At 72.0% G+C, this 25,112-nt stretch carries 21 protein-coding genes and 1 pseudogene; 9 read left to right on the forward strand and 13 right to left on the reverse strand.

From position 1 onward, the window contains the following. The first annotated feature begins 103 nt into the window (after positions 1-103). From ACGFNU_RS17125 to ACGFNU_RS17135, 3 genes are all read left to right on the forward strand, one after another. Positions 104-538, forward strand: a complete 435-nt coding sequence (locus tag ACGFNU_RS17125) for an organic hydroperoxide resistance protein (RefSeq protein WP_392594532.1) — start codon at positions 104-106, stop codon at positions 536-538. 123 nt (positions 539-661) lie between these two features. Then, on the forward strand, positions 662-1,222 hold the full coding sequence (locus ACGFNU_RS17130; protein WP_392594533.1) for a helix-turn-helix domain-containing protein: 561 nt from the start codon (positions 662-664) through the stop codon (positions 1,220-1,222). Further along, positions 1,219-2,109 (forward strand): SRPBCC domain-containing protein, encoded by an 891-nt coding sequence (locus tag ACGFNU_RS17135; RefSeq protein ID WP_392594535.1) that lies wholly within the window; start codon positions 1,219-1,221, stop codon positions 2,107-2,109. Before ACGFNU_RS17130 ends, ACGFNU_RS17135 begins: the two co-directional genes overlap by 4 nt. A gap of 61 nt (positions 2,110-2,170) precedes the next feature. Here the strand turns inward: ACGFNU_RS17135 and ACGFNU_RS17140 are convergent, their stop codons facing one another. After that, the gene (locus ACGFNU_RS17140; protein WP_392594537.1) at positions 2,171-4,939 is read right to left on the reverse strand and encodes an ATP-binding protein; all 2,769 of its coding nucleotides are present in this window, start codon (positions 4,937-4,939) and stop codon (positions 2,171-2,173) included. A gap of 125 nt (positions 4,940-5,064) precedes the next feature. On the opposite strand from ACGFNU_RS17140, the gene ACGFNU_RS17145 reads away from it, so the two are divergent. Together ACGFNU_RS17145 and ACGFNU_RS17150 are read left to right on the forward strand one after the other, a co-directional pair. Next, positions 5,065-6,282, forward strand: a complete 1,218-nt coding sequence (locus ACGFNU_RS17145) for an NAD(P)H-binding protein (RefSeq protein WP_392594539.1) — start codon at positions 5,065-5,067, stop codon at positions 6,280-6,282. After that, entirely contained in the window at positions 6,279-6,779 is a 501-nt protein-coding gene (locus ACGFNU_RS17150; protein ID WP_392594541.1) for a DUF1772 domain-containing protein, read from the forward strand. The genes ACGFNU_RS17145 and ACGFNU_RS17150 overlap by 4 nt, the downstream gene beginning before the upstream one ends. Positions 6,780-6,822: 43 nt before the next feature. Here the strand turns inward: ACGFNU_RS17150 and ACGFNU_RS17155 are convergent, their stop codons facing one another. After that, on the reverse strand, positions 6,823-7,335 hold the full coding sequence (locus ACGFNU_RS17155) for a YbaK/EbsC family protein (RefSeq protein ID WP_392594542.1): 513 nt from the start codon (positions 7,333-7,335) through the stop codon (positions 6,823-6,825). Positions 7,336-7,516: 181 nt separating this feature from the next. On the opposite strand from ACGFNU_RS17155, the pseudogene ACGFNU_RS17160 reads away from it, so the two are divergent. Further along, positions 7,517-8,041, forward strand: a pseudogene (locus ACGFNU_RS17160) (acyl-CoA thioesterase domain-containing protein); the annotation flags it as partial. Here ACGFNU_RS17160 and ACGFNU_RS17165 read toward each other — a convergent pair. The 8 genes from ACGFNU_RS17165 to ACGFNU_RS17200 form a co-directional block, all read right to left on the reverse strand. Next, entirely contained in the window at positions 8,038-11,274 is a 3,237-nt protein-coding gene (locus tag ACGFNU_RS17165; RefSeq protein WP_392594544.1) for a PDZ domain-containing protein, read from the reverse strand. The pseudogene ACGFNU_RS17160 and the gene ACGFNU_RS17165 sit on opposite strands and share 4 nt — an antisense overlap. Before the next feature lie 30 nt (positions 11,275-11,304). Then, positions 11,305-11,478, reverse strand: a complete 174-nt coding sequence (locus ACGFNU_RS17170; RefSeq protein ID WP_392594546.1) for a hypothetical protein — start codon at positions 11,476-11,478, stop codon at positions 11,305-11,307. A 97-nt stretch (positions 11,479-11,575) separates the two neighbouring features. Beyond that, positions 11,576-12,874 (reverse strand): OFA family MFS transporter, encoded by a 1,299-nt coding sequence (locus tag ACGFNU_RS17175; RefSeq protein WP_392594548.1) that lies wholly within the window; start codon positions 12,872-12,874, stop codon positions 11,576-11,578. Between the two features lie 108 nt (positions 12,875-12,982). Next, positions 12,983-15,208: an FdhF/YdeP family oxidoreductase gene (locus ACGFNU_RS17180; RefSeq protein WP_392594550.1), complete on the reverse strand. Its 2,226-nt coding sequence runs from the start codon at positions 15,206-15,208 to the stop codon at positions 12,983-12,985. A 59-nt stretch (positions 15,209-15,267) separates the two neighbouring features. After that, complete coding sequence (locus tag ACGFNU_RS17185) at positions 15,268-15,912, reverse strand: response regulator (protein WP_392594552.1); 645 nt, start codon at positions 15,910-15,912, stop codon at positions 15,268-15,270. Beyond that, positions 15,903-17,123 carry a histidine kinase gene (locus ACGFNU_RS17190; RefSeq protein WP_392594553.1) on the reverse strand — a complete coding sequence of 407 codons (1,221 nt, stop codon included), beginning with the start codon at positions 17,121-17,123 and terminating at the stop codon, positions 15,903-15,905. The genes ACGFNU_RS17185 and ACGFNU_RS17190 overlap by 10 nt, the downstream gene beginning before the upstream one ends. Next, the gene (locus ACGFNU_RS17195) at positions 17,089-17,784 is read right to left on the reverse strand and encodes a DedA family protein (RefSeq protein ID WP_392594921.1); all 696 of its coding nucleotides are present in this window, start codon (positions 17,782-17,784) and stop codon (positions 17,089-17,091) included. The genes ACGFNU_RS17190 and ACGFNU_RS17195 overlap by 35 nt, the downstream gene beginning before the upstream one ends. A 113-nt stretch (positions 17,785-17,897) precedes the next feature. Beyond that, entirely contained in the window at positions 17,898-18,119 is a 222-nt protein-coding gene (locus ACGFNU_RS17200) for a hypothetical protein (RefSeq protein WP_392594555.1), read from the reverse strand. 199 nt (positions 18,120-18,318) lie between these two features. Between ACGFNU_RS17200 and ACGFNU_RS17205 the strand changes: the two genes are divergently transcribed. The 3 genes from ACGFNU_RS17205 to ACGFNU_RS17215 are packed head-to-tail and all read left to right on the forward strand — an operon-like array spanning position 18,319 to position 22,248. Further along, positions 18,319-19,128, forward strand: a complete 810-nt coding sequence (locus tag ACGFNU_RS17205; protein WP_392594557.1) for a hypothetical protein — start codon at positions 18,319-18,321, stop codon at positions 19,126-19,128. 13 nt (positions 19,129-19,141) lie between these two features. Beyond that, complete coding sequence (locus tag ACGFNU_RS17210) at positions 19,142-20,026, forward strand: ATP-binding protein (protein ID WP_392594558.1); 885 nt, start codon at positions 19,142-19,144, stop codon at positions 20,024-20,026. Further along, positions 20,023-22,248, forward strand: a complete 2,226-nt coding sequence (locus ACGFNU_RS17215; RefSeq protein ID WP_392594559.1) for a hypothetical protein — start codon at positions 20,023-20,025, stop codon at positions 22,246-22,248. The genes ACGFNU_RS17210 and ACGFNU_RS17215 overlap by 4 nt, the downstream gene beginning before the upstream one ends. A 7-nt stretch (positions 22,249-22,255) precedes the next feature. On the opposite strand, the gene ACGFNU_RS17220 is transcribed toward ACGFNU_RS17215, so the two are convergent. Genes ACGFNU_RS17220 through ACGFNU_RS17230 form a run of 3 tightly spaced genes read right to left on the reverse strand, consistent with a single transcriptional unit; the run spans position 22,256 to position 25,100 of the window. Next, positions 22,256-23,485, reverse strand: coding sequence for a sensor histidine kinase (locus ACGFNU_RS17220; RefSeq protein ID WP_392594561.1), 1,230 nt, complete (start codon positions 23,483-23,485; stop codon positions 22,256-22,258). Then, positions 23,482-24,174, reverse strand: coding sequence for a response regulator transcription factor (locus ACGFNU_RS17225; protein WP_392594563.1), 693 nt, complete (start codon positions 24,172-24,174; stop codon positions 23,482-23,484). Before ACGFNU_RS17225 ends, ACGFNU_RS17220 begins: the two co-directional genes overlap by 4 nt. A gap of 35 nt (positions 24,175-24,209) precedes the next feature. Beyond that, positions 24,210-25,100: a S1C family serine protease gene (locus ACGFNU_RS17230; protein WP_392594564.1), complete on the reverse strand. Its 891-nt coding sequence runs from the start codon at positions 25,098-25,100 to the stop codon at positions 24,210-24,212. Between the last annotated feature and the right edge of the window lie 12 nt (positions 25,101-25,112).

Genomic DNA, 25,112 nt, shown 5'->3' on the forward strand with positions numbered 1-25,112 from the left:
CCTCCGAAGATTGATCATCGAACTTCTCCGACTCTAGGTCTTTACTTCCTGTTTTTGAAGTCCTAAGTTCCAAAACCAGTAACAACCATGAGAAGGAGACATCATGAGCAAGCCCCTCTATACGGCCGAGGCGCAGGTCACGGGCGGCCGCAAGCACGGGCATGGCCGGACGGCGGACGGACGGCTGGAGGTGGACCTCCGCCTGCCCAAGGAGATGGGCGGGGACGGCGACGGCACCAACCCCGAGCAGCTCTTCGCGGTCGGCTACGCCGCGTGTTTCGGGACGGTGCTGTCGGGGCTGGGCAAGCTCCGCGACGTCAACGCCGATGACGCGGTGGTCGACGCGACGGTCGGCCTGGTGCCGGTCGGCGACGGAACGTTCAAGCTCTCCGCCGAGCTGGACGTGACGCTGCCGTCGATCGAGTCGCCGGACGAGGCGGCCGAGCTCGTCCGCGCCGCCCACGGCGTCTGCCCGTACTCGCGCGCCGTGAGCGGCAACATCGAGGTCACCCTGGTCGCCAACGGCAAGGATCTCTGACCTGCATCTGGCACCGTCGCGATACGGGCCGCAACACAGGCCGGATGGGGGCCACCGCCGCCATCCGGCCCGTCCCGCTCGCCATTGACAAAAACTCTTTTTACATAAAAACTGGATTGTGCAATGAGAGACGTCCTGTACCTGGATCAGATCGAGCAGGCCGAGACCCTGCTCAAGCCGGCGCGCATCGAGGTGTTGCGGCAGCTCGCCGAGCCGCGGTCGTGCACCGAGGTCGCCCAGCGACTCGACCAGACCCAGCAGCGGGTCTACTACCACGTCAAACGCCTGGTGGAGGCGGGCCTGGTCAGCCAGGTCGCCGAACGCAAGGTGCGCGGCGTCCACGAGGGCGTCTACCAGGCGAGCGCCCGCTCGTACTGGCTGTCCCCCCGCCTGGTGGGCCGGATCGACGGCGGCCTGCGGAGGAAGCAGGACGAGATGAGCCTCGGCTACCTGCTGGATCTCATGGAAGAGGTCCAGTCCGATGTCGCCACGCTCGACCGCGCCGCGCCCGAGCTGCCCTCCATCGGGGTCTCCGGCGAGATCCGCGTCCCGGTGGAGCGCCGCCAGGAGTTCCTGGACGACCTCCGGACCACGCTGCAGGACCTCTTCACCCGATATGGCGGCGCGGAGGGTGACGCCTTCAAGCTCGCCGTGGCCTGCTACCCGAAGGGAGAACGACCATGACCACCCCGATGAGGCTTCGCGCGCGGGTCGAGGCGCCGGCCAAGGACGTCCACCAGGCGCTCACCGACGCGGCCGCGATGCGCGTGTGGCTGGCCGAGAAGGCCGAGGTCGAGCTGCCGGCCCGGTACGAGTTCTGGGGCCGCTACACCCCCGAGGGCGACGTTGCGCGCCAGCGGCTCCTCCACGTCGACGACCGGACGGTGCGCTACACGTGGACGCTCGACGGCGAGGACACCACCGTCGAGTTCTCCGTCGAGGACGAGGGTCCGGGGTCGTCCATCATCACGCTCTCCCAGACCGACCTGCCCGGCATGCCGGAGTCGATCACGGGCCACGGCAGCCGGCACGTGATGCAGACGTTCTGGTCGATGTCCATCGCCAACCTGGTCGACCACCTCGAGGGCCGCGAGATCACCATGAGGTGCGACTTCACCTCGCCGGAGATGCGCCGGCAGGTCGTCATCGACGCGCCCCGCAGCGCGGTGTACGAATCGCTCATCGACCCCAGCAAGTTCCGCCGCTGGTTCGGGGCCAACATCGACATCGAGCCGTTCGTCGGCGGGCGGGTGGCGATGGGCGGGTTCGATCTCAACCCCGAGCCCGGCTCCCGCATCATCGAGCTCGAACCCGGCCGCAAGTGCAGCATCGAGTGGCACCCGGACATGGTCTCCTCCTGGGAGCTCGAAGACTCCGAGGGCAAGACGCGGCTCACCTTCGTGCAGAGCGGCTTCGACGACGGCGAGCCGGACTACGGTTCCTGGCTCGGCTGGATGTCCGGTGTCGCCGAGCTGCGCCGGTTCCTCGAGGTGAAGGACTGGCGCCCGATGTGGGTCTCGGTCGAGGTCGAGGGCATGCCGGAGGGAATGCTCAACCTCGAGAACAGCTGACCCGGAGCCCGGCCCGCGGCCGGTCGGCCCGCGCCGGTCCTCCAGCGCCGGTCGTTCGGCGTCAGTCGGTCAGCGTGAGCGCGGCGAGCTCGCCCCTGGAGGCGACTCCGAGCTTGGGATAGGCCTTGTAGAGGTGGTGCCCGACCGTTCGCGGGCTCAGGAAGAGCTGGGCGGCGATGTCGCGGTTGGACAGACCCTGCGCCGCCAGCCGGACGATCTGCAGTTCCTGCGGCGTCAGCTGGGCGAGCGGTCCGGGGGCCTGGCGGTTGTGCTTGACCGCCAGGCCGGTGGCGTCGAGCTCGGTGTGGGCGCGTTCGGCCCAGGGCCGGGCGCCGATGCGGTCGAACGTCTCCAGCGCGGCCCGCAGGTGCTCGCGTGCCTCCGACTTGCGGCGGGCCCGGCGCAGCCACTCCCCGTAGAGGAGCTCCGTGCGGGCGTGCTCGAAGGGCCTGCTGTCCTCCTCGTGCGAGCGCAGGGCGGCGGCGTAGTGCTCGCCGGCCCGGTCGTCGGACGACAGCAGCGCCCGGCAGCGTTCGGCGAGCGCGTCGATCGGGGGGCGGCCGATCCGCCGGGCGGCGGCCTCGAACCGGGTGAACGGCCCGGCCGCGCGGGCGGGTTCGCCGATCCGGACGGCCGCCTCGATCAGGTCGGGAACGCTGCGCTCGCTGGCCAGCTGATGCCGCCCGCCGCCCCGGCCGAGGTCTTCGAGCCGCTTCAGCGTCGCCTCGGCCCGGCCGCCGCCGAGGTCGAGCAGGGCGAGCGCCCACTCGGCGCGGGAGGCGCCCGGCGAGAAGATCCGGCCCGCGGCCTCCGTCCGGGTACGCACCGCCAGGTCGCGGCAGCGCCGCTCGTCCCCCTCGATGGCCGCGAGGTAGGCCATGACGCCGTTCGCCAGACTGCTCCACCGCCACTGGCCGGTGTCGCGCCCGATGTCGTCGGCTTCGGCGGCGCTGGCGAGCGCGTCGCGGTAGCGCCCGAGGTTGGTCTGAGCCGCGGCCACGTGGTACAGCGCCGCCGGAAGCGTCCCGACGTACCCCTTCGCACGGGCCTCGGCGGTGATCTCGGCCGCCAGCCCGTAGGCCTCGGCGTCCCGTCCCGCCACAAGCTCCAGCCCCGCGATCTCCATGAGCGTGCGCGTGTCGCCGGCATAGATCTCGCGCGACGCGGCGACCACGTCGGCCATCGGCGGCAGCCGGTCGGTGGCACGTCCGATGACCAGCGAGACGATCCAGTCCTGGAGCTCGCGCACCGGCCGGAGGCGGTCGCCCGGGTCCAGCTCGATCTCGTCGAGCTGCGTGGCCGTCTGGACGGCCATGTCGCGGTCGCCGCCGAACCACACGTTGCCGAACGCCTCCATCAGCAACGTGACGGCGCCGTGCGGATCGTCCTTCCTGATCCTGGCGACCTCGGCGAGCAACAGGTCGTGCGAGGCGCGCAGCGCGCCCTCACCGGCGTGGGCCGCCGACAGCACCAGCACCAGCCGGGCGGCGGTCGGCGGGTCGGTCACCCGCGGCCGCGCGCGTTCGGCGAAGGAACGGGCACCACGGAGCTCACCGGCCTCGATGGCCGATTCGGCGGCGTGGGTGAGCAGCCGGCCCTGGTTGGTCTCGTCGGCGGTCAGCCCGGCCGCCCGTTCGTACGCGGCGGCGGCCGCGGAGTGCCCGTTGCGCCGTGCGGCCTGCGCCGCCGCCCGTTCCAGCTCGGCGGCCGCGTGCTCGTCGGGGCCGGTGGCGGCGGTGGCCAGATGCCAGGCCCGCCTGCCGGCCTGATCCGTCCCGGGAAGTGCGTCGGCGAGGGCCCGGTGGGCGGCGAGGCGGCGGTCGAGCGGGGCGCCCTGGTAGACGGCCGCCCTGACGAGGGGGTGGCGGAACGACAACCTGCGGCCTACCTCGTCGAGGCGGATCAGTCCCGCGTCCAGTGCGGGCGGCAGGTCGTGCAGCTCGACGGAGGAGAGCGCCTTCGCGGCGGCCAGGACGATCGGGAGCTCGCCGGTGTCGTCGGCCGCGGCGACGAGCAACAACGCCCGCGTCGCCGCGGGCAGGCGGGCGGCCTGCCCGTGGAACGCGGCCTGGAGCCGCCCGGTCAGCGGCAGCGACGCGCCGGGCTGCTGGGACAGGTCGCCGGACAGGTCGCCGAGCCGGCCGCCCGCACCGGTCGTGAGCGCCGCCGGGAGCTCGATCAGCGCGAGCGGGTTGCCCCCGGCCTCGGCGAGCACCCGGTACCGCACCGCCGGTGACAACCCGGCGGCCTGGTCGTCGACGAGCGCGGCGGCGTCCTGCGGCCCGAGCCCGGTCAGCCGCAGCTCCGGCAGGCCGGGCGCGGGGAACGGCGTCTCCCCCTCCCGTACCGCGAGGATCATCGCGACGGGCTCGGCGCCCAGCCGCCGGGCCGCGAACAGCAGCGCCTCGGCCGACGGCCGGTCGAGCCACTGGGCGTCGTCGACCAGGCAGAGCAGCGGGGACTCGTCGGCGAGCTCGGCCAGCAGGGTCAGCACCGCCAGGCCGACGAGCATGCGGTCGGCGGGAACGGCCGGGCCGAGCCCGAAGGCGCCTTCGAGCGCGCGCTGCTGCGGCTCGGGCAGGCGTTCCAGCCGGTGCAGCGCGGGCCGCAGGAGCAGATGCAGCCCGGCGAACGGAAGTTGTGCCTCCGACTCGATGCCGACACCGCGGAGCACCCGCATGCCGCCCGCGGTCGCGGCGGCGCCGTCCAGGAGCGCCGACTTGCCGATCCCCGGCTCACCGCGAACGACCAGCACCCCGCTGACGCCGTTGCGGGCGCCTTCGGCGAGCCCTCCGACGACCTGTAACTCGGTGGTCCTCCCGTAAAGCACGGCCGCCCCTTACCTACACCGTGACCGGTCCCGAGCTGGAATTCCTGATGCGACGACTGATTCCCGCGAAAGCCATCGTACGTAGCGTTCCGGACATCAGATCGTCGAGGGGCTGGAGGCTCCCGATGCCCGACCATCACCGGCTCATCGCCCGGTACGTGGCGACCCGCAACGAGCCCGACGCGGCGGCGCGCGAGGCCGCGATCGCCGACCTCTGGACCGAGGACGCCACCTACGCCGACCCGCTGGCCCTCGCACGCGGCAGGGACGCCGTCGCGGCGGCCATGGCGGCGGCGCGGGCTCGCTTCCCGGGCCTCGTCTACGCGCTGGACGGCCGCGTGGACGTCCACCACGACACCGCGCGCTTCGCCTGGCGCCTCGGCGTCCCGGACGGCGGCCGCGCCATCGTCGCCGGCACGGACATCGCCACGTTCACCGGCGACGGCCACCTCCGCGACGTGCGCAGCTTCCTCGACGACATCGGCAGTCCCACCACACCGGAAAGCGAGACCACCATGAGCACCATCCTCGTCATCGGCGGCACCGGCAAGACCGGCCGGCGCGTCATCGACCGCCTCACGGCCCGCGGGCTCGACGTCCGTGCCGGCTCCCGTTCGGCCGACCCCGCGTTCGACTGGGAGAACAGCGCCACCTGGGGGCCCGCCCTCCGGGACGTCCACGCGGTCTACATCACCTACTATCCGGATTTGGCGGTGCCGGGCGCGAGCCAGGTGATCGCCGAGCTGACACGGCTGGCGGTCGACTCGGGCGTGCGCCGCCTGGTGCTGCTGTCGGGCCGCGGCGAGGAGGAGGCCCAGGCCTGCGAACGGATCGTGGCCGCCGCGGGCGTCGAGTGGACGGTCGTCCGATGCTCCTGGTTCGCGCAGAACTTCAGCGAGAACTTCCTGCTCGAACCCGTCCTCGCGGGTGAGGTGGCCCTCCCCAACGGCGACGTGCCGGAGCCGTTCATCGACGTCGACGACATCGCCGACGTCGCCGTGGCCGCGCTCACCGAGGACGGCCACAACGGCGAGATCTACGAGCTGACCGGCCCCCGCGCGCTCAGCTTCGCCGAGGCCGTCGCCGAGATCGCCGAGGCGACCGGCCGCCCCATCCGCTTCGTCCCGGTCTCCCCCGACGAGTTCACCAAGGCGATGTCCGGCGAGGGCCTTCCCCCGGACCTCGTCGAGTTCCTGGCCTACCTGTTCACCGCGGTGCTGAACGGCGACAACTCGAGCCTCGGCGACGGCGTCCAGCGGGCCCTGGGCCGCGAGCCGCGCGACTTCAGCGACTACGTCCGCGCGACGGCCGCCACCGGCATCTGGAACGGAACGGGCGCATGAAGACCCTGTCACTGGCCGTTCTGCTGCTCTCGACGCTCACCACGGGACTCATCGCCGGCTTCTTCGCCACCTACAGCAACAACGTGATGCCCGCCCTGCACCGCGACGACGACCGGATGTTCATCGCGACCATGCAGCACATCAACAAGGCCGTCCTGAACCCGTGGTTCCTGATGACCTTCACGGGAGCCCTGCTGCTCACCATCGCCGCCACGGCCCTGCACATCAGCGGCGACGCCCGGCCCGCCCTGCCCTGGATCATCGCGGCCACCGTCCTGTACGCGGCGATGTTCCTCATCACCATGGGCATCAACGTCCCGCTGAACGACAAGCTGGACGCCGCCGGCGACCCCGCCCGCATCGCCGACCTGGCCGCGGTGCGCGACGCGTTCGAAGCGAAGTGGAACGCGTGGAACCACGTCCGGACCTTCACCTCCATAGGCGCCTTCGCCTGCCTCATCTGGGCCCTGGTAATCCACGTCCGCCACACCATTTGACCGACCCACCGACCAGCAGCCGGGGACCCCGCGTCCCCGGCTGTTACTTCTGGGCCAGGGGGATGACCTCTGCTCCGGGGAGATCCGCCAGGCTCTTGCCGGGCAGGAGCAGCTTCGACCGGCGCAGGCCGCTGCCGATGACGACGTCGCCCGCGGCCACCACGGCCTCGTCCACGAGGATCGGCCAGCCTTCCGGGAGGCCCACGGGGGTGATGCCGCCGTACTCCATGCCGGTCAGGGACGTCGCCTCGTCCATGGGCGCGAACGAGACCTTGCGGGCGCCCAGGTGCTTGCGGACGACGCCGTTGACGTCGGCGCGGTCGGTGGCGAGCACCATGCAGGCGGCGTAGGTGACCTCGCCGCCGCGCTTGGCCGCCACGATCACGCAGTTGGCGCTGACCTCCAGCGGCACGTCGTAGCGCTCGCAGAACGCGGCGGTGTCGGCCAGCTCGGGATCGATCGCGGCGACCTTGGCCTCCCCCACCGCCGCCGCCACGGGGGCGGCGAGCAGGGCCCGCCCCTCCTCCGCCGGGACCCATTCCAGCTTGCCGACCATGCTTCTCCTCTCGTCGCGTCCCACCCTGCCACGCGCGGAAAATAGCTCGCACCCGGACGCGCGGCACGATTACCGTCGCGGGGTGGGAGATCTCGCGATCGACGCCGCCGTCACGGGTGCGAACGGGCGGTACGCCGCCGCGCCGTCCCCGCGGTGGGCGGCATGAGGGCCTAACGGCGGCCACGTCGCCGCGATTCTTGAACAGGCGGCGCTCGCGCACGGAGCGTTTCCTCGGGTGGCGTCGATGACGTGCCATTTCTTGGCGTCGGGTGGTTTCGCCCCGGTCGAGCTGGAGGCGGTCACGCTGCGGCGGGCCAAGCGGACCGAGTCAGTGCGGGTCTCGATGCGCCAGGACGGGCGGCCCATCGCCGAGGGGCTCTTCTGGCTGGTGGCGGAGGGGCTGGAAGGGCTCTCGCACGATGTCGCGCGGCTGCCGGAGGAGGTGCCTGGGCCGGATGGCCTTCCGTCGTTCGCCGAGCTCGTGGACGGGGACGACGAGATCCCGGCGATGTGGGACAACATCGAGGGCAGGCCCGTCATCGGGCAGCAGGAGCCCTATGCCGCGGGGTGGTACCGGTTCCGCGAGCACACGACCGCCGACGCGGCCCGGCAGCTCGTCCTGCTCGACGTCATGGCGTGGTCGGCCGCATGGAACGCCCACGGGCCGGACAACGGGTCGGGCCAGCTTCTGTGCCGCCCGAGCTAGGGCTTCTGGCGGCGGGGTGGGAGGTTGGGGATCTGGAGGCGCGGGCGGGCCTGCGGGTTGGGGGTGTGGGCGGGGTGCGCCTTGAGCTCGTCTAGCGCCACCTCGACGGCCTTGCGCAGTTGGGTGTCGATGTTGCGCGCGTAGTCCTGCGGCGTGATGTCGACCTCGATGTCGGGGTCGGTGCCGTAGTTCTCCACGCGCCAGCCCACGTCGTCGAAGGCGAACGAGTACTCGGGCTGGGTGGTGATCGTCCCGTCCGCCAGCCGGTGGCGCGGCCAGATGCCGACCACGCCGCCCCAGGTGCGGCGGCCGACCAGCGGGCCGAGCCTGCGGAGTTTGAAACCGTGGCAGAAGATGTCGCCGTCCGACCCCGCGAGCTCGTTCGTCAGCGCGACGATGGGGCCGCGGGGCGACTCCTCCGGGTAGGGCGCCGGCACGCCCCAGCGGGGATAGTCGTAGCCGATCCGGCGGCGGGACAGCTTCTCCAGCAGGAGCGCCGAGACGTGGCCGCCGCCGTTGAAGCGCACGTCCACGATGAGGGCCTCGCGGTCGAACTCGGCGAGGAAACCCCGGTGGAACTCGGCGTAGCCTTCGGGTCCCATGTCGGGGATGTGCAGGTAGCCGACCCGTCCATCGGTCAGCTCGTGGACGAGGTCGCGGTTGCGCGTCACCCACTCGCGGTAGCGCGCCGGGGCCTCGTCGCCGAGGGCCCTGACCACGACGGTCCGCAGGTCGGTGCCGCGCAGGACCGTCAGCTGGACCTCCTGGCCGGCCTGGTTGACCAGGCGCTGCCCGGGAGTCGCGGCGGGGCCGACGGGCTGGCCGTTGATGGCGACCACGACGTCGCCGGGACGCACGTCCACCCCGGGCCGGGTCAGCGGTGAGGTCGCGCGGGGATCCCACTCGTCGCCGGTCGCGATGCGCGCGATGCGGTAGAGCCCGTTGCCGGCGACCCAGTCGACGCCGAGCTTGCCCTGCCGGTAGTGCGGGCGGTCGCGGTATTCGCCGCCGCTCTCGTACGCGTGGGACGTGCCCAGCTCGCCGAGCAGCTCCCAGAGGAGGTCGGAGAACTCGCCGCGGGTGGAGACGCGGTCGACGAGCGGCAGGTAACGCTCGTAGACGCCGTCCCAGTCGAGCCCCGACATGTCCTCGGACCAGAAGTGCTCCTTCTGCAGCCGCCACGCCTCGCGGAACATCTGCCGCCACTCGGCCTCGGGCAGCACCGACACCTTGATCCTGCCCAGGTCGATCCAGCCGGTCTCGCGGCCCGGCTCCTTCTCCTCGGGCGGCTCCTCACCGGCCTCGATCAGGCGCAGCCGGTCCCCCGACTGGTAGAGCAGGGTCCTGTAGTCGCGGCCCAGGCGGAAGTCGGTGACCTCCGAGACCAGCTCGACGGTCTCCTGCTTGTCGAAGTCGTAGCAGTGCAGGGTGCCGGTCTCGGTCTCGGCGTGCTCGTCCTCCAGGGCGCCCTCGACGGGGAACGTCGTGTAGATGACCTTGCCCTTGATGCCCGCGAGCCGGTCGTAGCGCGCCTCGGGCAGCGGGAACTGGATCAGGCGGCGCGGCAGCTCGTCGAGATCGATGACCAGGGGTCCGTCCGCCGCCTCCTCCCCCTTGGCTTTGTCGCCGTCCTTGTCCTTGTCCTTGTCCGTCTTGCCGCCGTCGTCCGGTTTCACGACGGGACGCGGCTCGGGCACGAACGGCGACCCCACGTCGGCGCGGAGCGCGATCGCGTACGGACGGGTGCCCAGCGGGAATCCCAGGTCGAAGTTCAGCGAGTCGTAGACCGGGTTGAAGACGCGCTCGCCGATGAAGTACAGATAGCGCCCCTCGGGGTCGAACGCGGGGCGGCGGTCGCGCAGTACCGGCCGGGTGGCGGCGAAGGCCTCGCCGGTCTCCGCCCGGCACACCTTGATCGCGCTGGCCTGCGCGTTCACCGGGCAGGCGTACGCCAGCCAGGTGCCGTCGGCCGACCAGGCCAGATCGTCGATCACGCCGTACGGGCTGGCCTCGACCCGGGTGACCGCGGGGTCGTCGCCGCCCGCGGACAGGTCGACGAGCAGGAGCTCGTTGCGGTGGTTGGTGATCGCGATCCGGTCGGCGGCGGGCGACACCTCCAGTTCCAGGACGCGTCCGGTGTCGGCGCCGTCCAGCCGCGCGGGCGGGGACGCGCCGTCGGCGGACAGGACGACGAGCACCTCGCGGTCGCCGTCGTCGCTCGCCGCCGCGATCAGCCGCCGGTGGTCGTTCAGCCACGTGAGGAGCCGGTAGCGGACGCCGTCCAGCGCGCCGTGCTGCCGGACGGGCCCCTCCCACCCGGCGAAGGAGAACGCCTTGCCGCGGGTGGTGATCGCCAGCCCGCTGCCGTCGGGGGTGGGCGTCGCGCTGTCGAGGAACTCGGCCGCGTCGGCGAACCTGCGGTTGAGCTGGCTGCGGGAGCTGCCGAGCCGCACGTCCAGCCGCCGCGGCTCGTCCTCGGCGGGATCGAGCAGGTAGAGGTCGGCGCGGCAGTGGTAGACCAGGCGCCGGCCGTCGCCGGAGAGGTTGCGCGCGTAGTAGTCGGCGTGGTCGGTGTGGCGGCGGAGGTCCTCGCCCTCGGGAGTGCACGAGTAGACGTTGCCGACGCCCTCGTGGTCGGACAGGAAGTAGATGCGCTCGCCGACCCAGCAGGGCGAGGCGAGGTTGCCCGGCAGGGCGATGAGCCGCCCGAACTCGCCCGTTCCGGCCGGGTCGATCCACAAATCGCCGGCGGTGCCGCCCCGGTACCGTTTCCACCGGGCGGGGTCGGCGGTGTTGCGGCCCAGCACGACGCCGCCGGACGGGCCGTAGGAGATGGTGTTGGCGGGCCCGTAGGGCAGCCGTTCGGGCGGGTCGCCCGGCTCGACGCGGTGCAGCCAGCGGAACCCGTGGAACGGCTGGCCCTCGTCGCTGGCGTAGATGATCCCGCCGGCCGGGTCCCAGCCGGTGACGGCGCACGACACGCCGTGGAACGTCAGGCGCCGGCCGGTGCCGCCCGAGGAGGGCATGACGTAGACCTCGGCGGGCCCCTCCTCGCGGCCGACGAACGCCAGCCGCGAACCGTCGGGCGACAGCCGCGGATAGGTCGCGGCGGCGACGCCCGCGGTGAGCCGGAACGCGCGTCCGCCCACCGCGGGCACCATCCACAGATCGTCCTCGCTGACGAAGACGATGACGTCATGGAAGATCGCGGGAAACCGCAGATACCCCGGCACGGCCCTCCATCACGTTCCGGTGGAAATGATTCATTCGGCGTCTGGCCGCGAGGCGTTCGGCGCCTGTTCGGCGTTGGGCCGCGGCTGGTTCGCCGACCGCCTGTCCTGGCGGTTGTCCTGCTTGTTCTCCTGCTTGGCCTGACGGTTGGCCTTCAGGGATTGCTTCTTGGCCTTCCCCGACTTGGCCGGCCTGTTCTGGTCCATTGTCCCCCCTAGGAAATTTCGCGCCGAGTAACAGGCGCGTCACTCAGGGTGATACCCCAAATCGCCCGGTTCTCACGCGTCACTTCCGACAATCCCGTTATGCCGCCGCAGCGGCGTCCTGCGCGGGCGGGGGCGGAGCCGCGGGCGCGGGCGGGCGGGTGAGGAGCGGCAGGACCATGGCCGCCAGCGCCATGACGCCGATCGTGGTGAACGCGATGACGTAGTCGTCGCCGGTGATCAGCCACGCCACGAGCAGCGGGCCGATCACGCCGCCCGCGCTCCAGGAGACGATCATCAGCCCGTAGATGGCGCCCGCCTCGCGGAGGCCGAAGAAGTCCCCGGCGGTGGCGGGCATGGTGCCGAAACCCCCGCCGTAGCAGAGGTAGATGACGGCGGCCAGGACGGCGAACAGCGCCGCCGCCGAGGCGTGCGGCAGGATCAGGAAGCAGACGCCCTGCAGTCCGAGCATCCCGAGGAACGCGGTCATGCGGCCGGTGTGGGTGGAGAACCAGCCCCAGAAGACGCGGCCGCCGCCGTTGAAGAGCCCCATGATCCCGGTGAGCGTGGACGCCGCCGCGGCGCTGTAGCCGGCGATGTCCTCGGCGGCGGACGCGACGACGGAGATGAGCGCGATCCCGGCCGTGACGTTCAGCGCGAGGACCGCCGTCAGCAGGTACCACTGGCGCGTGCGCAGCGCCTCCGCCTGGGTGAAGTCGCGGTCGCTCTCCACGACCCGTCCGGTGGTGGCGGGCCGCCGGCCCGGGACCGCGTACCCCTCGGGAGGGTTACGGAACTGCGAGCCGCCGATCAGCACCATCACGAGGTAGCCGATGCCGAGCCACAGGAACGAGCGCGTGGGCACCTCCTTGTAGTGGTCCACGAGCGCCTGCGCGATCGGCGACGTGAGGACCGCGCCGAACCCGAACCCGCCGACCGCGATGCCGGTGATGAGGCCGCGCTTGTCCGGGAACCACTTCTGCAGCATCGCGATGGGCACGATGTAGCCGAGGCCGAGCCCGAACCCGGCGATCACCCCGTACCCGAGGATGAGCAGCCACAGGTCGCCGTCGTCGGAGGCGGCGCTCGCCAGCAGGATGCCGGCCGAGTAGACCACGCCGCCGGTCAGCGCGACGAGCCGCGGTCCGCGCCGGTCCTGGACCCGGCCGCCGAGGTACGTGCCCAGGAAGATCATCGCGATCGTGACCGAGAACGGGAGCGCGGCCTGGGCCTTCGACAGGTCGAACGCGTTGTCGTCCTTCTGCAGGGCCTTGGAGAACACGCTCCACGCGTAGACGGCGCCGAGCGCGAGCTGGAGCAGGACGGCGGCCCCGGCGAGAAGCCAGCGGCCACGGGTCGGATCGGCGGTACCGGTACTTGTGCGGGAAGGGGTCGTCATGGGGAGCTCCTCTCGGATCGATGACCCCGATTGACCCCCGATTGACCCCGATGACCCCCGATGGCCGCGCTGGTCGCGCCGGCCCCCGGATGCCCCCGATACGCGCTCCTATGACGGGGCGCGGGCGATGGTGACGACGGTGCTCTTGTAGTCGGGGATGCCCGCCTGCGGCGACCGGTTGGCGTGGTCAAGGAGGGCCAAGCCCTCGGGCCAGTGCACCTGGAGGTTGCCGGGGGCGACCGGCGCGCGCAGCACGCGGCCGCGCATCTCCCCCGCCGCACTGGTGACGATCACCGGCGACGCGTCGGCGAAGCCCTCGCGGTCGGCGTCGGCCGGGTTCATCAGGACGGCGTCGCGGACGGCGCCCGTGAGCGCGTCGCGCCGTTCGTGCACCATGCTGTTGAACTGCTTGCCGCGCCGCGTGGCGAGGACGTACGAGCCGTCCGGCCGGGCCGTCGACGGCGGGTCGACCACGGTGAAGTGCGCCTTGCCGTCCTGTGTCGGGAACTTCCAGTCCTTGCACAGATGCGGGCCGCCGTACTGGAACTCGTCGCCGAGCTCCTTCAGGCCCTGGATCCCGTCGTAGGCGGGGACGGCCCGCGCGATGTCCTCGCGGATCTCCCGTGTCCCCCCGTACCGCACCTTGTCGCCGACCTCCGGGCGCGCCCGCGCCGCCAGTTCGCCGAAGATGCGCCACTCCGGCCACGCCTCGGTGATGCGCGGGCCCTTGACCTCCGGGCTGAAGATGACGCGCCGTTCGGTGGAGGTCTCGGTGACGCCGCCGGTCATCTCGTACCGCGTCTCCGCCGGCAGCAGCAAGACCGCGTCGGCCGGATCGACGAACATCTGGCTCGACAGGCAGATGTCGATGTGCACGCGCAGCCGCGCGCGGGCCATGGCCTCCCGGGTGTAGGCGGGGTCCGGGAGCACCTCCAGGAAGTTGCCACCGGAGCTGATCAGCACGTCCAGCAGCCCGGCGTGCGCCGCGTCGATCATCTCGGGCGCGGTGCGTCCCTTCGCCGACGGGACCTCGAAGCCCCACAGGTCGCTGAAGTGCGGGGCGTCGATCAGCGGCCGGCCGCCGGGCAGCACCGTGGCGTACGCGCCCATCTCGGCACCGCCCTGCACGCCGGAGTGGCCGCGGATCGGCATGAGCCCGCAGCCCTCCCGGCCCACGAAGCCCTTGGCCAGCCCGAGGTTGATGATCGCGCGGACGTTGTCCTCGCCGAACTCGTGCTGCGTGATGCCCATGCTCCAGACGAACACCGCGGTCTTGGCCCTGCCGAGCATCCCGGCGAGCCGGAGCATGTCGGCGCTGTCGCATCCGGCGCCGGTCTCCAGCTCCTCCCAGGAGAGCTTGCCGAGCAGCGACCGCAGCTCCTCGAATCCGGTGGTGTGCGCGGAGATGAACGACTCGTCCGCCCAGCCGCGCTCGACCATGTGCTTGAGCACGCCGGTCAGGAACGCGACGTCGCCGCCCGCGTTGATCTGGAAGAACCGGTCGGCGATCTTGGTGCCGAAGACGGCGCTCTCGACGTTGGACGGCACCCAGTAGCGGTCCATGCCTGGCTCGCGGTAGGGGTTGACGACGGCGACCTTCGTGCCGGTCTTCTTGGCGTGGTAGAGGTACTTCATCGCGACGGGCTGGTTGTTCGCCACGTTCGACCCGATGAAGACTATGAGGTCGCTGCCGATCCAGTCGGTGTACGAGCAGGTCGTGGCGGCGACGCCGAGCGTCTGCTTGAGCGCGACCGTGCTCGGCGAGTGGCAGACCCGCGCGGCGTTGTCGACCGAGTTGGAGCCCAGCGCGCGCATCGCCTTCTGCGCGGCGAAGTAGTTCTCGTTCGGCTCGCCGCGGCTGGTCATGTAGAGCCCGACCCGGTCGGGCCCGGCCTCCCGGAGCCGCTCGGCGGCGAGATCGAGGGCCTCGTTCCAGCCGATGCGGCTGAAGCCCCGCTCGCCGCTGCGCCGCACCATCGGGTACGGGACGCGGCCGAGCTCGCGCAGCTTCGCGCTGCTCATGCGGGCGAGGGACGTGACGTCGTCGAGCACCTTGGCGTCCAGGGCGGGCATGGTGCTGAGCCGCAGCAGCCGGAGCCGGACGTTGCAGAGATGGATCTCGTCGACGGTCCAGTCCCGCATGCCCTTGGTGCCGAGGGCACAGCCGTCGCAGGTGCCCTCCTTGAGGATCCGCCAGGCGTAGCCGAGCTGGTGCCGGTTCTCCTTCACCGCCCGCCAGATCTCGGCGTAGTTGTTCGGCCGCTTCTCGCCGATCCCGAAGGGCTTGAGGCTGGCCCAGTTCTTCGGATCGATCCATTTCTCGCGCCTGGCCATAAGGCTCACCGTGACATAAGTCACAAAGCCCATCAATCCCCGCGACTGGACGGCCTGCCTCAGGAGCCGAGATAGCGCAGAACGGCCAGGACGCGGCGGCTGTAGCCACTGGCGTGCGACAGGTCGAGCTTGTCGAAGATGGCGTTGACGTGCTTCTCCACGGCGCTCTGCGAGACGTGCAGGTGCGCGGCGATCGAGGCGTTGGTGTGCCCCTGCGCCATGTGGTCGAGCACGTCCCGCTCGCGCGGGGTCAGCCGGCTGAGCGGGTCGGCCTTCGAGCTGCGCACGAGCAGCTGCCGCACCACCTCCGGGTCGAACGCGGCGCCGCCGTCGCCCACCCGGTCGAGCGCGTCCAGGAACTCGTCCACCTGGGCCACCCGATCCTTGAGCAGGTAGCCCACGCCCGTCGTGTCGGCGGTGATGAGCTCGGTGGCGTAGCGCTTCTCCACGTACTGCGACAGCACCAGCACGCCGACGTCCGGCCAGCGCCGCCGGATCTCCAGCGCCGCGCGCAGGCCCTCGTCGGTATGGGTGGGCGGCATCCGCACGTCGACGACCACCACGTCCGGCGGCGCGGGCTCGACCGCCGCCAGCAGCGCGTCCGCGTCGCCGACCGCCGCCGCGACCTCGTGCCCCTCCTCGGCCAGCAGCCGGACCAGGCCCTCGCGCAGCAGCGTCGAGTCCTCGGCGAGCATCACCCGCACGGCAGCTCCGCCCTGATCACCGTCGGCCCGCCGGGCGGGCTGTCGACCCCGAACGTGCCGTCCAGCGCGGCGACCCGGCGCGCCAGCCCGGCCAGCCCGCCGCCCGCCGGATCGGCTCCCCCGGTCCCGTCGTCCTCGATGCGCACGTGGAGCATCCTCTCGTCCCCGGTGAGCCGGACCGCCACCCGGGCGGCGGCCGAGTGCTTGTTGGCGTTGGTGACGGCCTCGCAGACGACGAAGTAGGCGGCGGTCTCGACCGTGTGCGGGGGCCGTGCCGCCACGTCGTAGTCGATCGTCACCGGCACCGGCGACCGCTCGGCGACCGTCTCCAGCGCCGCCCGCAGCCCCTCGCCGTCCAGCGCGGCCGGGTAGACGCGCCACGCGACCTCGCGCAGATCCTCCAGGGCCCGCTGCGACTCCTCGTGAGCCTGGCGCAGCAACTCCTGCGACCGCTCCTCGTCGCGCCCCGACGCCCGCCGGGCCCTGCCGATCAGCATGCCGAGGGCGACCAGGCGCTGCTGGACGCCGTCGTGCAGGTCCCGTTCGATCCGCCGGCGCTCGTCGTCCACGGCGTCGACGACCTCGGCCCGGCTCACCGACAGCTGCGCGATGCGCCGTTCGTAGGCCTCCAGCGGGCTCGGCCCGAGGCAGCGCCGCGCCACCTTCCGTTCCAGCGCGACCACCCCGACCAGCCCCTGGATCGCGATGAAGGCCAGCACCAGGCAGATGGCGACGGTGTAGACCACGATCCACGGCTTGGGCGGGATGCCGTCCATGTAGTGGTGGGTGATCCACCAGCTCACCGCCAGGGCGCCGACCACGACCGCCCCGTACAGCGTCAGGATCAGGATCACGCCGCCGAGCAGCCCGACCGGGACCCGCAGCACCAGATAGGCCAGCGCGCGCACGGACCCGTAGTCGGCGCCCTCCGTGTGGCCGAAGCAGGCCGACAGCCGCCGCCGCTCCAGCTCGCTCAGCTTCAGCGCGCCGTCCGCGACCACCCTGGGAACGGCGCGCTGCCCGCGCGAGAAGGCCAGCGCGTACGCCAGGACCGGCGCCGCCACCGCCAGCAGCACCAGTTCTATCCCGGCGCTCACGGCGCCGAGCATCAGCCCCACCGCCGCCCAGACCAGGCGCGCGACGAAGCCGCGGCGCCGGCCTGGCGGCGTCGCGGGCTCAGCCGACTCGATCACGTTCGAAGTCTCGTGCATGGTCGATGCGATGGGCGCCCGCCCCCTGCGTGCCCCGTCGCGCCTTAACGATACGTACGGCCAGGAAGACCAGGGCCAGCAGGACGGCCACGCCCAGCACCGCCTTGGAGTAGACGCCCACGTACTCCTCGACCGTGCGCCAGTTGTCGCCGAGGGCATAGCCGGCGAGCACGAAGACCGCGTTCCAGACCAGGCTGCCCGCCGTGGTGAGCGCCGTGAACGTCGTGAGCCGCATGCGCTCGACGCCCGCCGGAACCGAGATCAGGCTCCGGAAGATCGGGATCATCCGCCCGAAGAACACCGCCTTGGCGCCGTGCTTGGCGAACCACGCCTCCGTCCGGTCCAGATCCGCCACCTTGACCAGTGGCAGCCGCGCCACCAGCGCCCGCACCCGGTCCCGGCCGATCGCCGCGCCGATCCCGTACAGCGCCAGCGCGCCCACCACCGACCCGATCGTCGTCCAGACCAGCGCGGCGATCAGGTTCATGTCGCCCCGCGCCGCCGTGAACCCGGCCAGCGGCAGGATGACCTCGCTGGGCAGGGGCGGGAAGAGGTTCTCCAGGGCGATCGCCAGGCCCGCGCCCGGCGCGCCGAGCTTCTCCATCAGATCGGTCGCCCACCCGGCGATCCCCCCGGCCGGCTCGGCCTCCGCCGTCATCATTCTGATCATGCTTCAACGCTAGGAACCCGGCGATCCGCTCACCATGGAGCGGACCGCCGACCTCCCCGGCCGCGCACCACAGCCCCACCCTGCGGAAAACCACAGGGTGGGTATCAGGCGGTGACGGGCTGCGCCAGATGGACGGCGCGCTCGCGCTCGTCCTCGAAGGCGATCACGGTGACGGACCCGCCGCCCGTGCGCGGCACGGCGATGAGGTACGGCACGCCACCGCGTTCGGCGAGATAGGTGGTCTCCAGCTCCCCGCGTTCGTAGGACCGCGCGCCGGGAAACGCGGCGAGCACGTCGTGGTCGTAGGGGAAGGTCTGCTCGTCCATGCGGGCCCTCCGGCCTGAGTGCTGACTCGCCGACCATCCCCTCACGACCGCGTGTCCCCGTCATGACACGCTGATGAAGCCCCGATCAAGGAACTCCCAACGGCCGGCCTCCCCGGTCGGCGGCTCACTCCCGGATCGCCATGGCGGCGCGGGCACACGGCGGGTTATCGTTCGGGCGCGGAACGAGAGAGGGCACGGGATGACGGGGCGGAGAACGGCGGGGCGTCTTCTGCTCGCCGCCGGAGCGTGTGCCGCCGCCGTACCGCTGTTCCCGGCGGCGGCCTTTGGCGCCGACAAGGGCAAGGACGCTCAGGTCGTTTTCTGTCTCGCAAGCGACCAGCGGCCGCGGCTTGCCGATGCGGCGACCGCGCTGGGCGTCGCCTCGGCCGGAACCGCTCGGGATCGGGTGTCGGTCTCGGGACGGGACATGGACCTGGACGCGTGGCGCAAGGCCGAACCGAAGGCGTTCGATCGTGTCTGTTCCGCGCTCTATGCCGCGTCCAAGGAGAGTGCTCCTGGCGCGTCCGGCGGCCTCAACTGGGTCGCGCTGCTGACGATCCTGCTCCCGGTCGCGGCCGGGGCCGGATTGACGGTGCTGACCACTGATTGGCGCAGCGCCCGCGATGTCGGCCGGCTGCGAGGCGACGCGTTGAGGCGGGCTACGCAGGCCTACGTTCAGGCGGTGTCCGGCTACGTGGGGGCGCAGGGCGGTGGGGCGCGGCCCCCCGCCGAGGCGGTCACGCGGACGGGCGGCGAGCTCGACGCACAGTTGCGCCAGGTCGAGGTGCTGCGGCGGCGGTGGGCCGCTCCTGGGCGGCTACGGGCCGCGCTGGCGGACGAACCGCTCGGGGATTCGCTGACGGAGGGGTGGCCAGGTCTGAAGGCGGATGAGCGTGAGGCCCGGGTGCATGCGGTGAACGCGGCGCTGCGGTCGATCCAGGACGGAGCCGAGAACGTGGCGCGGGCCCTCGAACTCCCCGGGCGTCCGCACCGTCAGATGAGAGCGTGACGGGGAGGCCGAGATGAATCCGTTCCCAAGGCCGGGGCCGCTCTGCCCCCGGGAGTCGTCCGACCACCTCGGCCACTACGCCAGGGTCGATCACTCCGAGGACGCGTTCATCGCGTTCAAGCAGGCGGTGCCGGACGGCGCCGGGCTCGCGCGGCGCGGCCGGGTCGTGCTGGCCGTCGGCGGCAGCGGATGCGGGAAGACCTCCCTGATGCACCGTTGCGCACACTGGCTCCAGGAACAGGCCCCGGGCGACCCACGAGTGATCATCGCCGATCTGACGGCGGACGACCGGAGGGGCGCCGACACCGAGCAGCGCGTCCGCCATATCTGCGCGCGCCTGAGCGACGAGCTGGAGGGCGAGGGCCTGTTCGGGGCCGAGCAGCTGGCGGCGCTGAGGGATCGCCGCGACGACCCGTACCAGGCGCTTCCCGTCCTGTCGAAGTATCTCGGCAACGAGAAGGTCGTCGTGGCCGTGCTGCTGCCGCCGTCGGACCTCGCCGAGGAGGTCCTGCGCTTCGCCGAGCTCGCCCGCAAGAACGTGCTGTTCTTCGCCGAGACCGCGTACGACCACGTGGCCGAGCAGTGCGCCCGCAGGCTGGGCCCCGGCTCCCCCGCCCCGATCGACCAGCTCCGGGTGGGCCTGCTGGACGTGGAGGACGGCTGGAGGTACGTCCACCATCACCTCGCCCGGCAGCCGGACCTGGCGGTCCCGGCGATCACCGAGCAGACGATGCGCAGGGTCATGGAGAAACGCGTCTCCGGCGCCGGCGGCATGACGGTGAAGGAACTCCAGACGTTGCTGCACGGGATCTTCCAGGAGGCGCTCGACCGCCCCGTCCAGGCTCTGGAGTTCAGGGACTTCGCCGACTACTACATCCGGAGCGCGAGGCTGATATGAGCACCGGCAACCCGTTCCCCGCGGCGGCGATCGCGCGGCTTTCGGAGCTGCCGAGCGCTCCGCTGACCATCCCGACTCCGGCGGTCCGGCAGGCGCTCGCCTATGTCGACGACTATCTGGCCTCCGATCGCCGGGACGAGGCCCCGGCCGGCAACGTCATCGCGGTGGTCGGCGAGTACGGCACCGGCAAGACGCACCTGGCGCTGGAGATCCTGCGCCACATCTCGCGGATCGGCGGCGCCTCCGTGCAGCGGCTCTACCTCGACGCCCCTGCCGACACGTTCCTCGCGCTCTACCAGCAGCGGTTCGTGGTCGAGCTGTCCAAGACGGACGTCCGCGAACGGGTGGAGGAGTACTTCGCCGACATCGTGGCCGGCTCGCTGGCGGGCTCCGAACTGACCGCCGAGGCCGCGCGGAGGCTGCGCGACCGCGAAGTCGACGCGCAGGCCGTGATCGACCGGCTCGGCCTGATGGAGAGCGCGTTCCTCCAGGCGCTCCAGGAGCACCTGCGGGTGGTCACCGAGAACGACGCGTTCGGCACGGCGCTCGCGCTCTTCCGGCGGGTCGAGTTCGAGGACGCGGTGTGGGAGTGGCTGAAGGGCCATCCGCCCGACCCTGCCCTGGTCGAACGCGGGATCACGGCCGCCATCGACAATGACACGGCCGCGCTGGAGGCGATCGGCGTCTTCGCGTTCCTGTACGGGCGGCAGAACCAGCCCTTCGTCCTGGTGATCGACGAGCTGGAGAAGGTGTTGTCGCCCCCGCATCTGCCCGCCGCCGATTCCGTCCTCGCTTTCAAGAAACTCTTGGAGGTCTTCTCCGGGGCGCGGGCGCTGCTGGTGTTGTCGGGCCTTCCGGACTTCATGGAGGCGCTGCCCGGCGACGCACGGCAGCGCGTCGGCTGCGTCGTGCGCCCGTCCGCGCTGAGCGTCGAGGACACCCGCGGCCTCATCCTGGACTCGCAGGAGCGCGCGTTCGGCGAACGGACCCTCGCCCCTTTCAGCGAGGAGACCCTCGGCTACCTCGTGGAGCTCGCCGGCGGCACCGCCCGCAAGGTCATCAAGCTCTGTTACCACGCCTACCAGAGCGCCACCGCGGCCGGGACGCCCGTCACGCCGGCCATGATCCGCGAGGCGGCGCGCGAGCAGTTCGAGCTCACCAGCCGCGACGACGTCCGTGCCGAGATCGCCCGCGTCCTCGACCGCGGCGGCTGGCTGTTCGAGGCCGACCACGTCACCGATGGGAACGTCCGGGCCGACTTCTGGGTCCCGCACGGCGACGGCGGCTGCGCGATCCTGATCACCGACTCGGTGCTCACCAGGCCCGAGGCGAACGTGCTGGCCGAGCGGGCGCGGCGGCTCGGATCGGTGCCCGGCCGCGGCGTGCTCCTCGTCGTCAACGGCTACCTCCCCGACCAGCTCGCCCCCGTCCTCACCGCCGTCTGCGACCGGCCGCCGCTGATCCACAGCCTGCGGCGGTTCACCGACGACTTCGACGCGGCCCTGCGCGGCGTCATGCAGCGCCTGGAGGCCACCACCCGCGAGGACGAGCTGAAGTCCCTGCGCGAACGCGTCGACCGCCTCTCTCGCCAGCAGTCCCGCGGCTTCGAGTTGATCCTCGACGAGATGAAGAGTGCCCGCCGCCAGCCGGCTGAGGCGGCCCCCGTCGTGCGCCCGGTGGAGCGCACGGACACCTACCACTTCCCCGACTCCGGCGCCGACACCGGCGCCGACACCGACGACGGCGCTCCCGACCGGCAGCCCGCGGCGGCCGGCACCTTGCCGGCGAACGTGGCGGAGGAGTTCACCCGCGCACTCGCCGCCTTGGACGTCGTGAGCACGATCGGGATATGGCTGGCGTCCGACAGAGGGCGGAACCAGACGCTGGTCGGCGACCGCGAAATGCTCGGCATGTTCGGCAGCGGGGCGATCTTGCAGGCCGCGGTGGAGGACTTCCGGTACGGGGTGGCCGCCTGGTTCAACGCCATGGAGATGATGGGCCACCCGGATTCCGAGCATCTGGTCGAGTTGTGCCGGGTCTACCAGGATCTCTTCGTCACGCTTCCGCTCCGGCGGCTCTTCCAGATGGTCGAGCTCAGGCTCCGCGTCGCCCCCGTTCCGCTGCCGGCGCAGGTGGCGACAGACGCCGATCAGGTCGTCAATATGCTGGCGAGACTCGCCGACCAGGTCTACCTCGCCTGCAAGGAGAACGTGAAGCTCTAAGGCCCGATCACGCGCCGTTCAGGGGGTCGGTTTCGGGTGGGGTGGTGCCGGGGGCGGTGGACACAGGGAACCACAGGACGAAGGTGCTGCCCACGCCGGGCTCGGAGAACAGCCTGACCTGGCCGCCGTGGGATTCGACGATCTGGCGGACGATCGCGAGGCCGAGGCCGGTGCGGCGGTCGGGTGAGCGGCGGGATTCGGCGCCGCGCCAGAAGCGGTCGAAGACGCGGGCTTGTGCGTCGGGGTCCAGGCCGGGGCCCGTGTCCTTGACGGCGATCCACTGCCAGCCGTCCGCGCGGTCGGCGGCCAGGAGGATGTCGCTGCCGGCGGGGGCCAGCCGGACGGCGTTGGACAGCAGGTTGCCGACGGCGCGGCGGAGGGCGTCGTAGTCGCCGATGGTGGCGAGGCCGGGGCGGAGCCGGCGTTCGACGGTGAGCTCGCGGGCGCCCGCGAGGGCGTCGAACTCCTCGGCGGCCTCGCGGGCGGCGGCGGCCAGGTCGACGTCGGTGTCGTGGAGGGCGGGGGCGGAGCGGCGGGCGGTGGCGAGCAGGTCCTCGACGAGGCGGGTCATGCGGGTGGTGGCGCGGTCGACCACCTGGACGGCGCGGCGCCGGTCGGGCTCGTCGGCGTCGGGGGCGGTGAGGACGGTGTCGAGGTTGGCGCGGATGATCGCGAGGGGGCTGCGCAGCTCGTGCGAGGCGTCGTCGATCAGCTGGCGCTGGGCGCGGAACGCGGTGTCGAGGCGGTCGAGCATCGAGTCGACGGTGTCGGCCAGGTAGCGCAGCTCGTCCTTGGGGCCGGACAGTTCGATCCGCCGGGACAGGTCGGTGGCCTGGATCTCCTCGGCGGTGCGGGCGATCGCGCGCACGGGCTTCAGCGCGCGGCCGGACAGGATCCAGCCGATCGCCAGGCTGGCCAGGAACATCCCGCCGAGCGTGACCAGCGAGAACTTCTTGATCGTCTGCCGGGTCTCGTAGTTGACCGCCTCCTCGACCTGCCGGACCTTGACGACCTCGAACTGCTGCCCGAGCGGCACGCGAGAGCCGTCCGGGCGGACGACGACCTTCTCCGCCCGGAACGTCTTGGTGATGGGGTGGGCGTCGGTGCTGCGCTCCACCATGAAGTAGACCCCGCCCAGGACGAAGGCGGTGAGCGCGAACAGCAGGGTCGTGTAGAGCACGGTGAGCCGGAACCTGATGGTCTGCATGAATCCGGGCAGGGGCGGCTTGATCCTCATGGCGTGTCCAGGAGGCGGTAGCCGTGCCGGACGACGGTCTCGATCAGCTGTCCCTCGTCCTCGACCGCGAGCTTGCGGCGGAGGGTCCCGACCGTGACGCGGACGGTGTTGGTGAACGGGTCGGCGTTCTCGTCCCAGACGTGTTCGAGGAGGTCCTCGGACGACACGATGTCGCCGGGCCGGCTCATGAGGTAGCGCAGCACGGCGAACTCCTTGGGCGTCAGCTGCAGCCGCCGGTCGCCGCGGAACGCCTCGTACCGGCCGGTGTCCAGCCGCAGCGCGCCGACCTGCCAGACCGCCGAGCCCGCGACGCCCTCGCGGCGCAGCAGCGCCCGGACGCGGGCCAGGAGCTCGGGGAACGCGAACGGCTTGACCAGGTAGTCGTCGGCGCCCTCGTCCAGCCCGCGGACGCGGTCGCCGAGCCGGTCGCGCGCGGTGAGCATGAGGATCCGCAGCCCCGGCCCGCTCTCGCCGTTCAGCTCGCCCGCGCGGACCGCGCGGCACAGGTCGAAGCCGTCGCCGTCCGGCAGGTTGAGATCCAGGATCATCAGGTCGTACGAGGCGGCGTAGAGCTTCTCGGACGCCTGCGCGATGTCCAGCGCGGTGTCGACCGCGTAGTCGGCCCGGACGAGCCCGTACCGGAGCGCCTCGACGAGGTCCTCCTCGTCCTCCACCACGAGCACTCTCATGCTGTGACGTTACCTTTCTCCCGTATATGGGGGCATCAGCGGATGATCCGCTGGGCGCCGTCGACCGCGCGGTCGACGGGGATCGCGAAGCCGATGCCGATGGACCCGCCGCCCCCGCCGCGGCTCAGGGTGGCGATCGCGGTGTTGACCCCGACGACCTCGCCGCGCGCGTTGATCAGCGGCCCGCCGGAGTTGCCGGGGTTGATCGAGGCGTCGGTCTGCAGTGCCGTCCGCCGGTCGCCGTCGCCGAGGCGGACCTCGCGGCTGAGCGCGCTGACGATGCCGGACGTGACCGTCCCGGCGAGGCCGAGCGGGGAGCCCAGCGCCAGGACCGGGTCGCCGACGCGGACGTCGGCGGACCGGCCGAAGGTCAGCGGCGGCGGGCTGCCGGACGCGTCGATCGAGAGCACCGCCAGGTCGTTCGCCCGGTCGGCGCCGAGCAGGCGTGCGCCGGCGCGGCGCCGGTCGGCGAGCACCACGGTCACGGTCCCGCCGCCGTCGACGACGTGGGCGTTGGTGAGGACGTGGCCGGCGCGGTCGATGACGAAGCCGGAGCCGGTCCCGTGCGAGGTGCCGGAACTGACCTCGATCGACACGACACTCGGCTGGACGCGGGCGGCGACGTCGCTGAGGTCGCCCGCGCCGTTCGCCGGGCCCGCGGTGGACTGCGCGAGCGGTGCCGCGTCGCGGTCGCCGGTGAGGTGGCCGGCGGCGGCTCCGGCCAGCCCCCCTGTCAGCGCGGCGGCCAAGATCGCCGCGACGACGATGCGGGAGGCGTTCCGTGCCGGCGCCGTTGCCTGGGCAGGCGGGGCTGGCGCCGGCGTGGTGGCGGGCCAGATCGGGGGCGGCGTTGGGGGGACGAAGTCCGGGCCGCGCGGCTCTCCGAGTCCGAACCTTCCGTCGGACGAACCGGCTCGGTGGTTCATGCGGGCTCCTTA

It is taken from the genome of Spirillospora sp. NPDC048911 (assembly GCF_043198015.1).
Lineage (GTDB): Bacteria > Actinomycetota > Actinomycetes > Streptosporangiales > Streptosporangiaceae > Spirillospora.

What these genes read in the sequence shown, in the direction of transcription:
- ACGFNU_RS17125 (WP_392594532.1), top strand. Translation starts at nt 104, where the DNA reads ATGAGCAAGCCCCTCTATACGGCCGAGGCGCAGGTCACGGGCGGCCGC.
- ACGFNU_RS17130 (WP_392594533.1), top strand. Translation starts at nt 662, where the DNA reads ATGAGAGACGTCCTGTACCTGGATCAGATCGAGCAGGCCGAGACCCTG.
- ACGFNU_RS17135 (WP_392594535.1), top strand. Translation starts at nt 1,219, where the DNA reads ATGACCACCCCGATGAGGCTTCGCGCGCGGGTCGAGGCGCCGGCCAAG.
- ACGFNU_RS17145 (WP_392594539.1), top strand. Translation starts at nt 5,065, where the DNA reads ATGCCCGACCATCACCGGCTCATCGCCCGGTACGTGGCGACCCGCAAC.
- ACGFNU_RS17150 (WP_392594541.1), top strand. Translation starts at nt 6,279, where the DNA reads ATGAAGACCCTGTCACTGGCCGTTCTGCTGCTCTCGACGCTCACCACG.
- ACGFNU_RS17155 (WP_392594542.1), bottom strand. Translation starts at nt 7,335, where the DNA reads ATGGTCGGCAAGCTGGAATGGGTCCCGGCGGAGGAGGGGCGGGCCCTG.
- ACGFNU_RS17170 (WP_392594546.1), bottom strand. Translation starts at nt 11,478, where the DNA reads ATGGACCAGAACAGGCCGGCCAAGTCGGGGAAGGCCAAGAAGCAATCC.
- ACGFNU_RS17175 (WP_392594548.1), bottom strand. Translation starts at nt 12,874, where the DNA reads ATGACGACCCCTTCCCGCACAAGTACCGGTACCGCCGATCCGACCCGT.
- ACGFNU_RS17180 (WP_392594550.1), bottom strand. Translation starts at nt 15,208, where the DNA reads ATGGCCAGGCGCGAGAAATGGATCGATCCGAAGAACTGGGCCAGCCTC.
- ACGFNU_RS17190 (WP_392594553.1), bottom strand. Translation starts at nt 17,123, where the DNA reads ATGCACGAGACTTCGAACGTGATCGAGTCGGCTGAGCCCGCGACGCCG.
- ACGFNU_RS17195 (WP_392594921.1), bottom strand. Translation starts at nt 17,784, where the DNA reads ATGATGACGGCGGAGGCCGAGCCGGCCGGGGGGATCGCCGGGTGGGCG.
- ACGFNU_RS17200 (WP_392594555.1), bottom strand. Translation starts at nt 18,119, where the DNA reads ATGGACGAGCAGACCTTCCCCTACGACCACGACGTGCTCGCCGCGTTT.
- ACGFNU_RS17205 (WP_392594557.1), top strand. Translation starts at nt 18,319, where the DNA reads ATGACGGGGCGGAGAACGGCGGGGCGTCTTCTGCTCGCCGCCGGAGCG.
- ACGFNU_RS17210 (WP_392594558.1), top strand. Translation starts at nt 19,142, where the DNA reads ATGAATCCGTTCCCAAGGCCGGGGCCGCTCTGCCCCCGGGAGTCGTCC.
- ACGFNU_RS17215 (WP_392594559.1), top strand. Translation starts at nt 20,023, where the DNA reads ATGAGCACCGGCAACCCGTTCCCCGCGGCGGCGATCGCGCGGCTTTCG.
- ACGFNU_RS17220 (WP_392594561.1), bottom strand. Translation starts at nt 23,485, where the DNA reads ATGAGGATCAAGCCGCCCCTGCCCGGATTCATGCAGACCATCAGGTTC.
- ACGFNU_RS17225 (WP_392594563.1), bottom strand. Translation starts at nt 24,174, where the DNA reads ATGAGAGTGCTCGTGGTGGAGGACGAGGAGGACCTCGTCGAGGCGCTC.
- ACGFNU_RS17230 (WP_392594564.1), bottom strand. Translation starts at nt 25,100, where the DNA reads ATGAACCACCGAGCCGGTTCGTCCGACGGAAGGTTCGGACTCGGAGAG.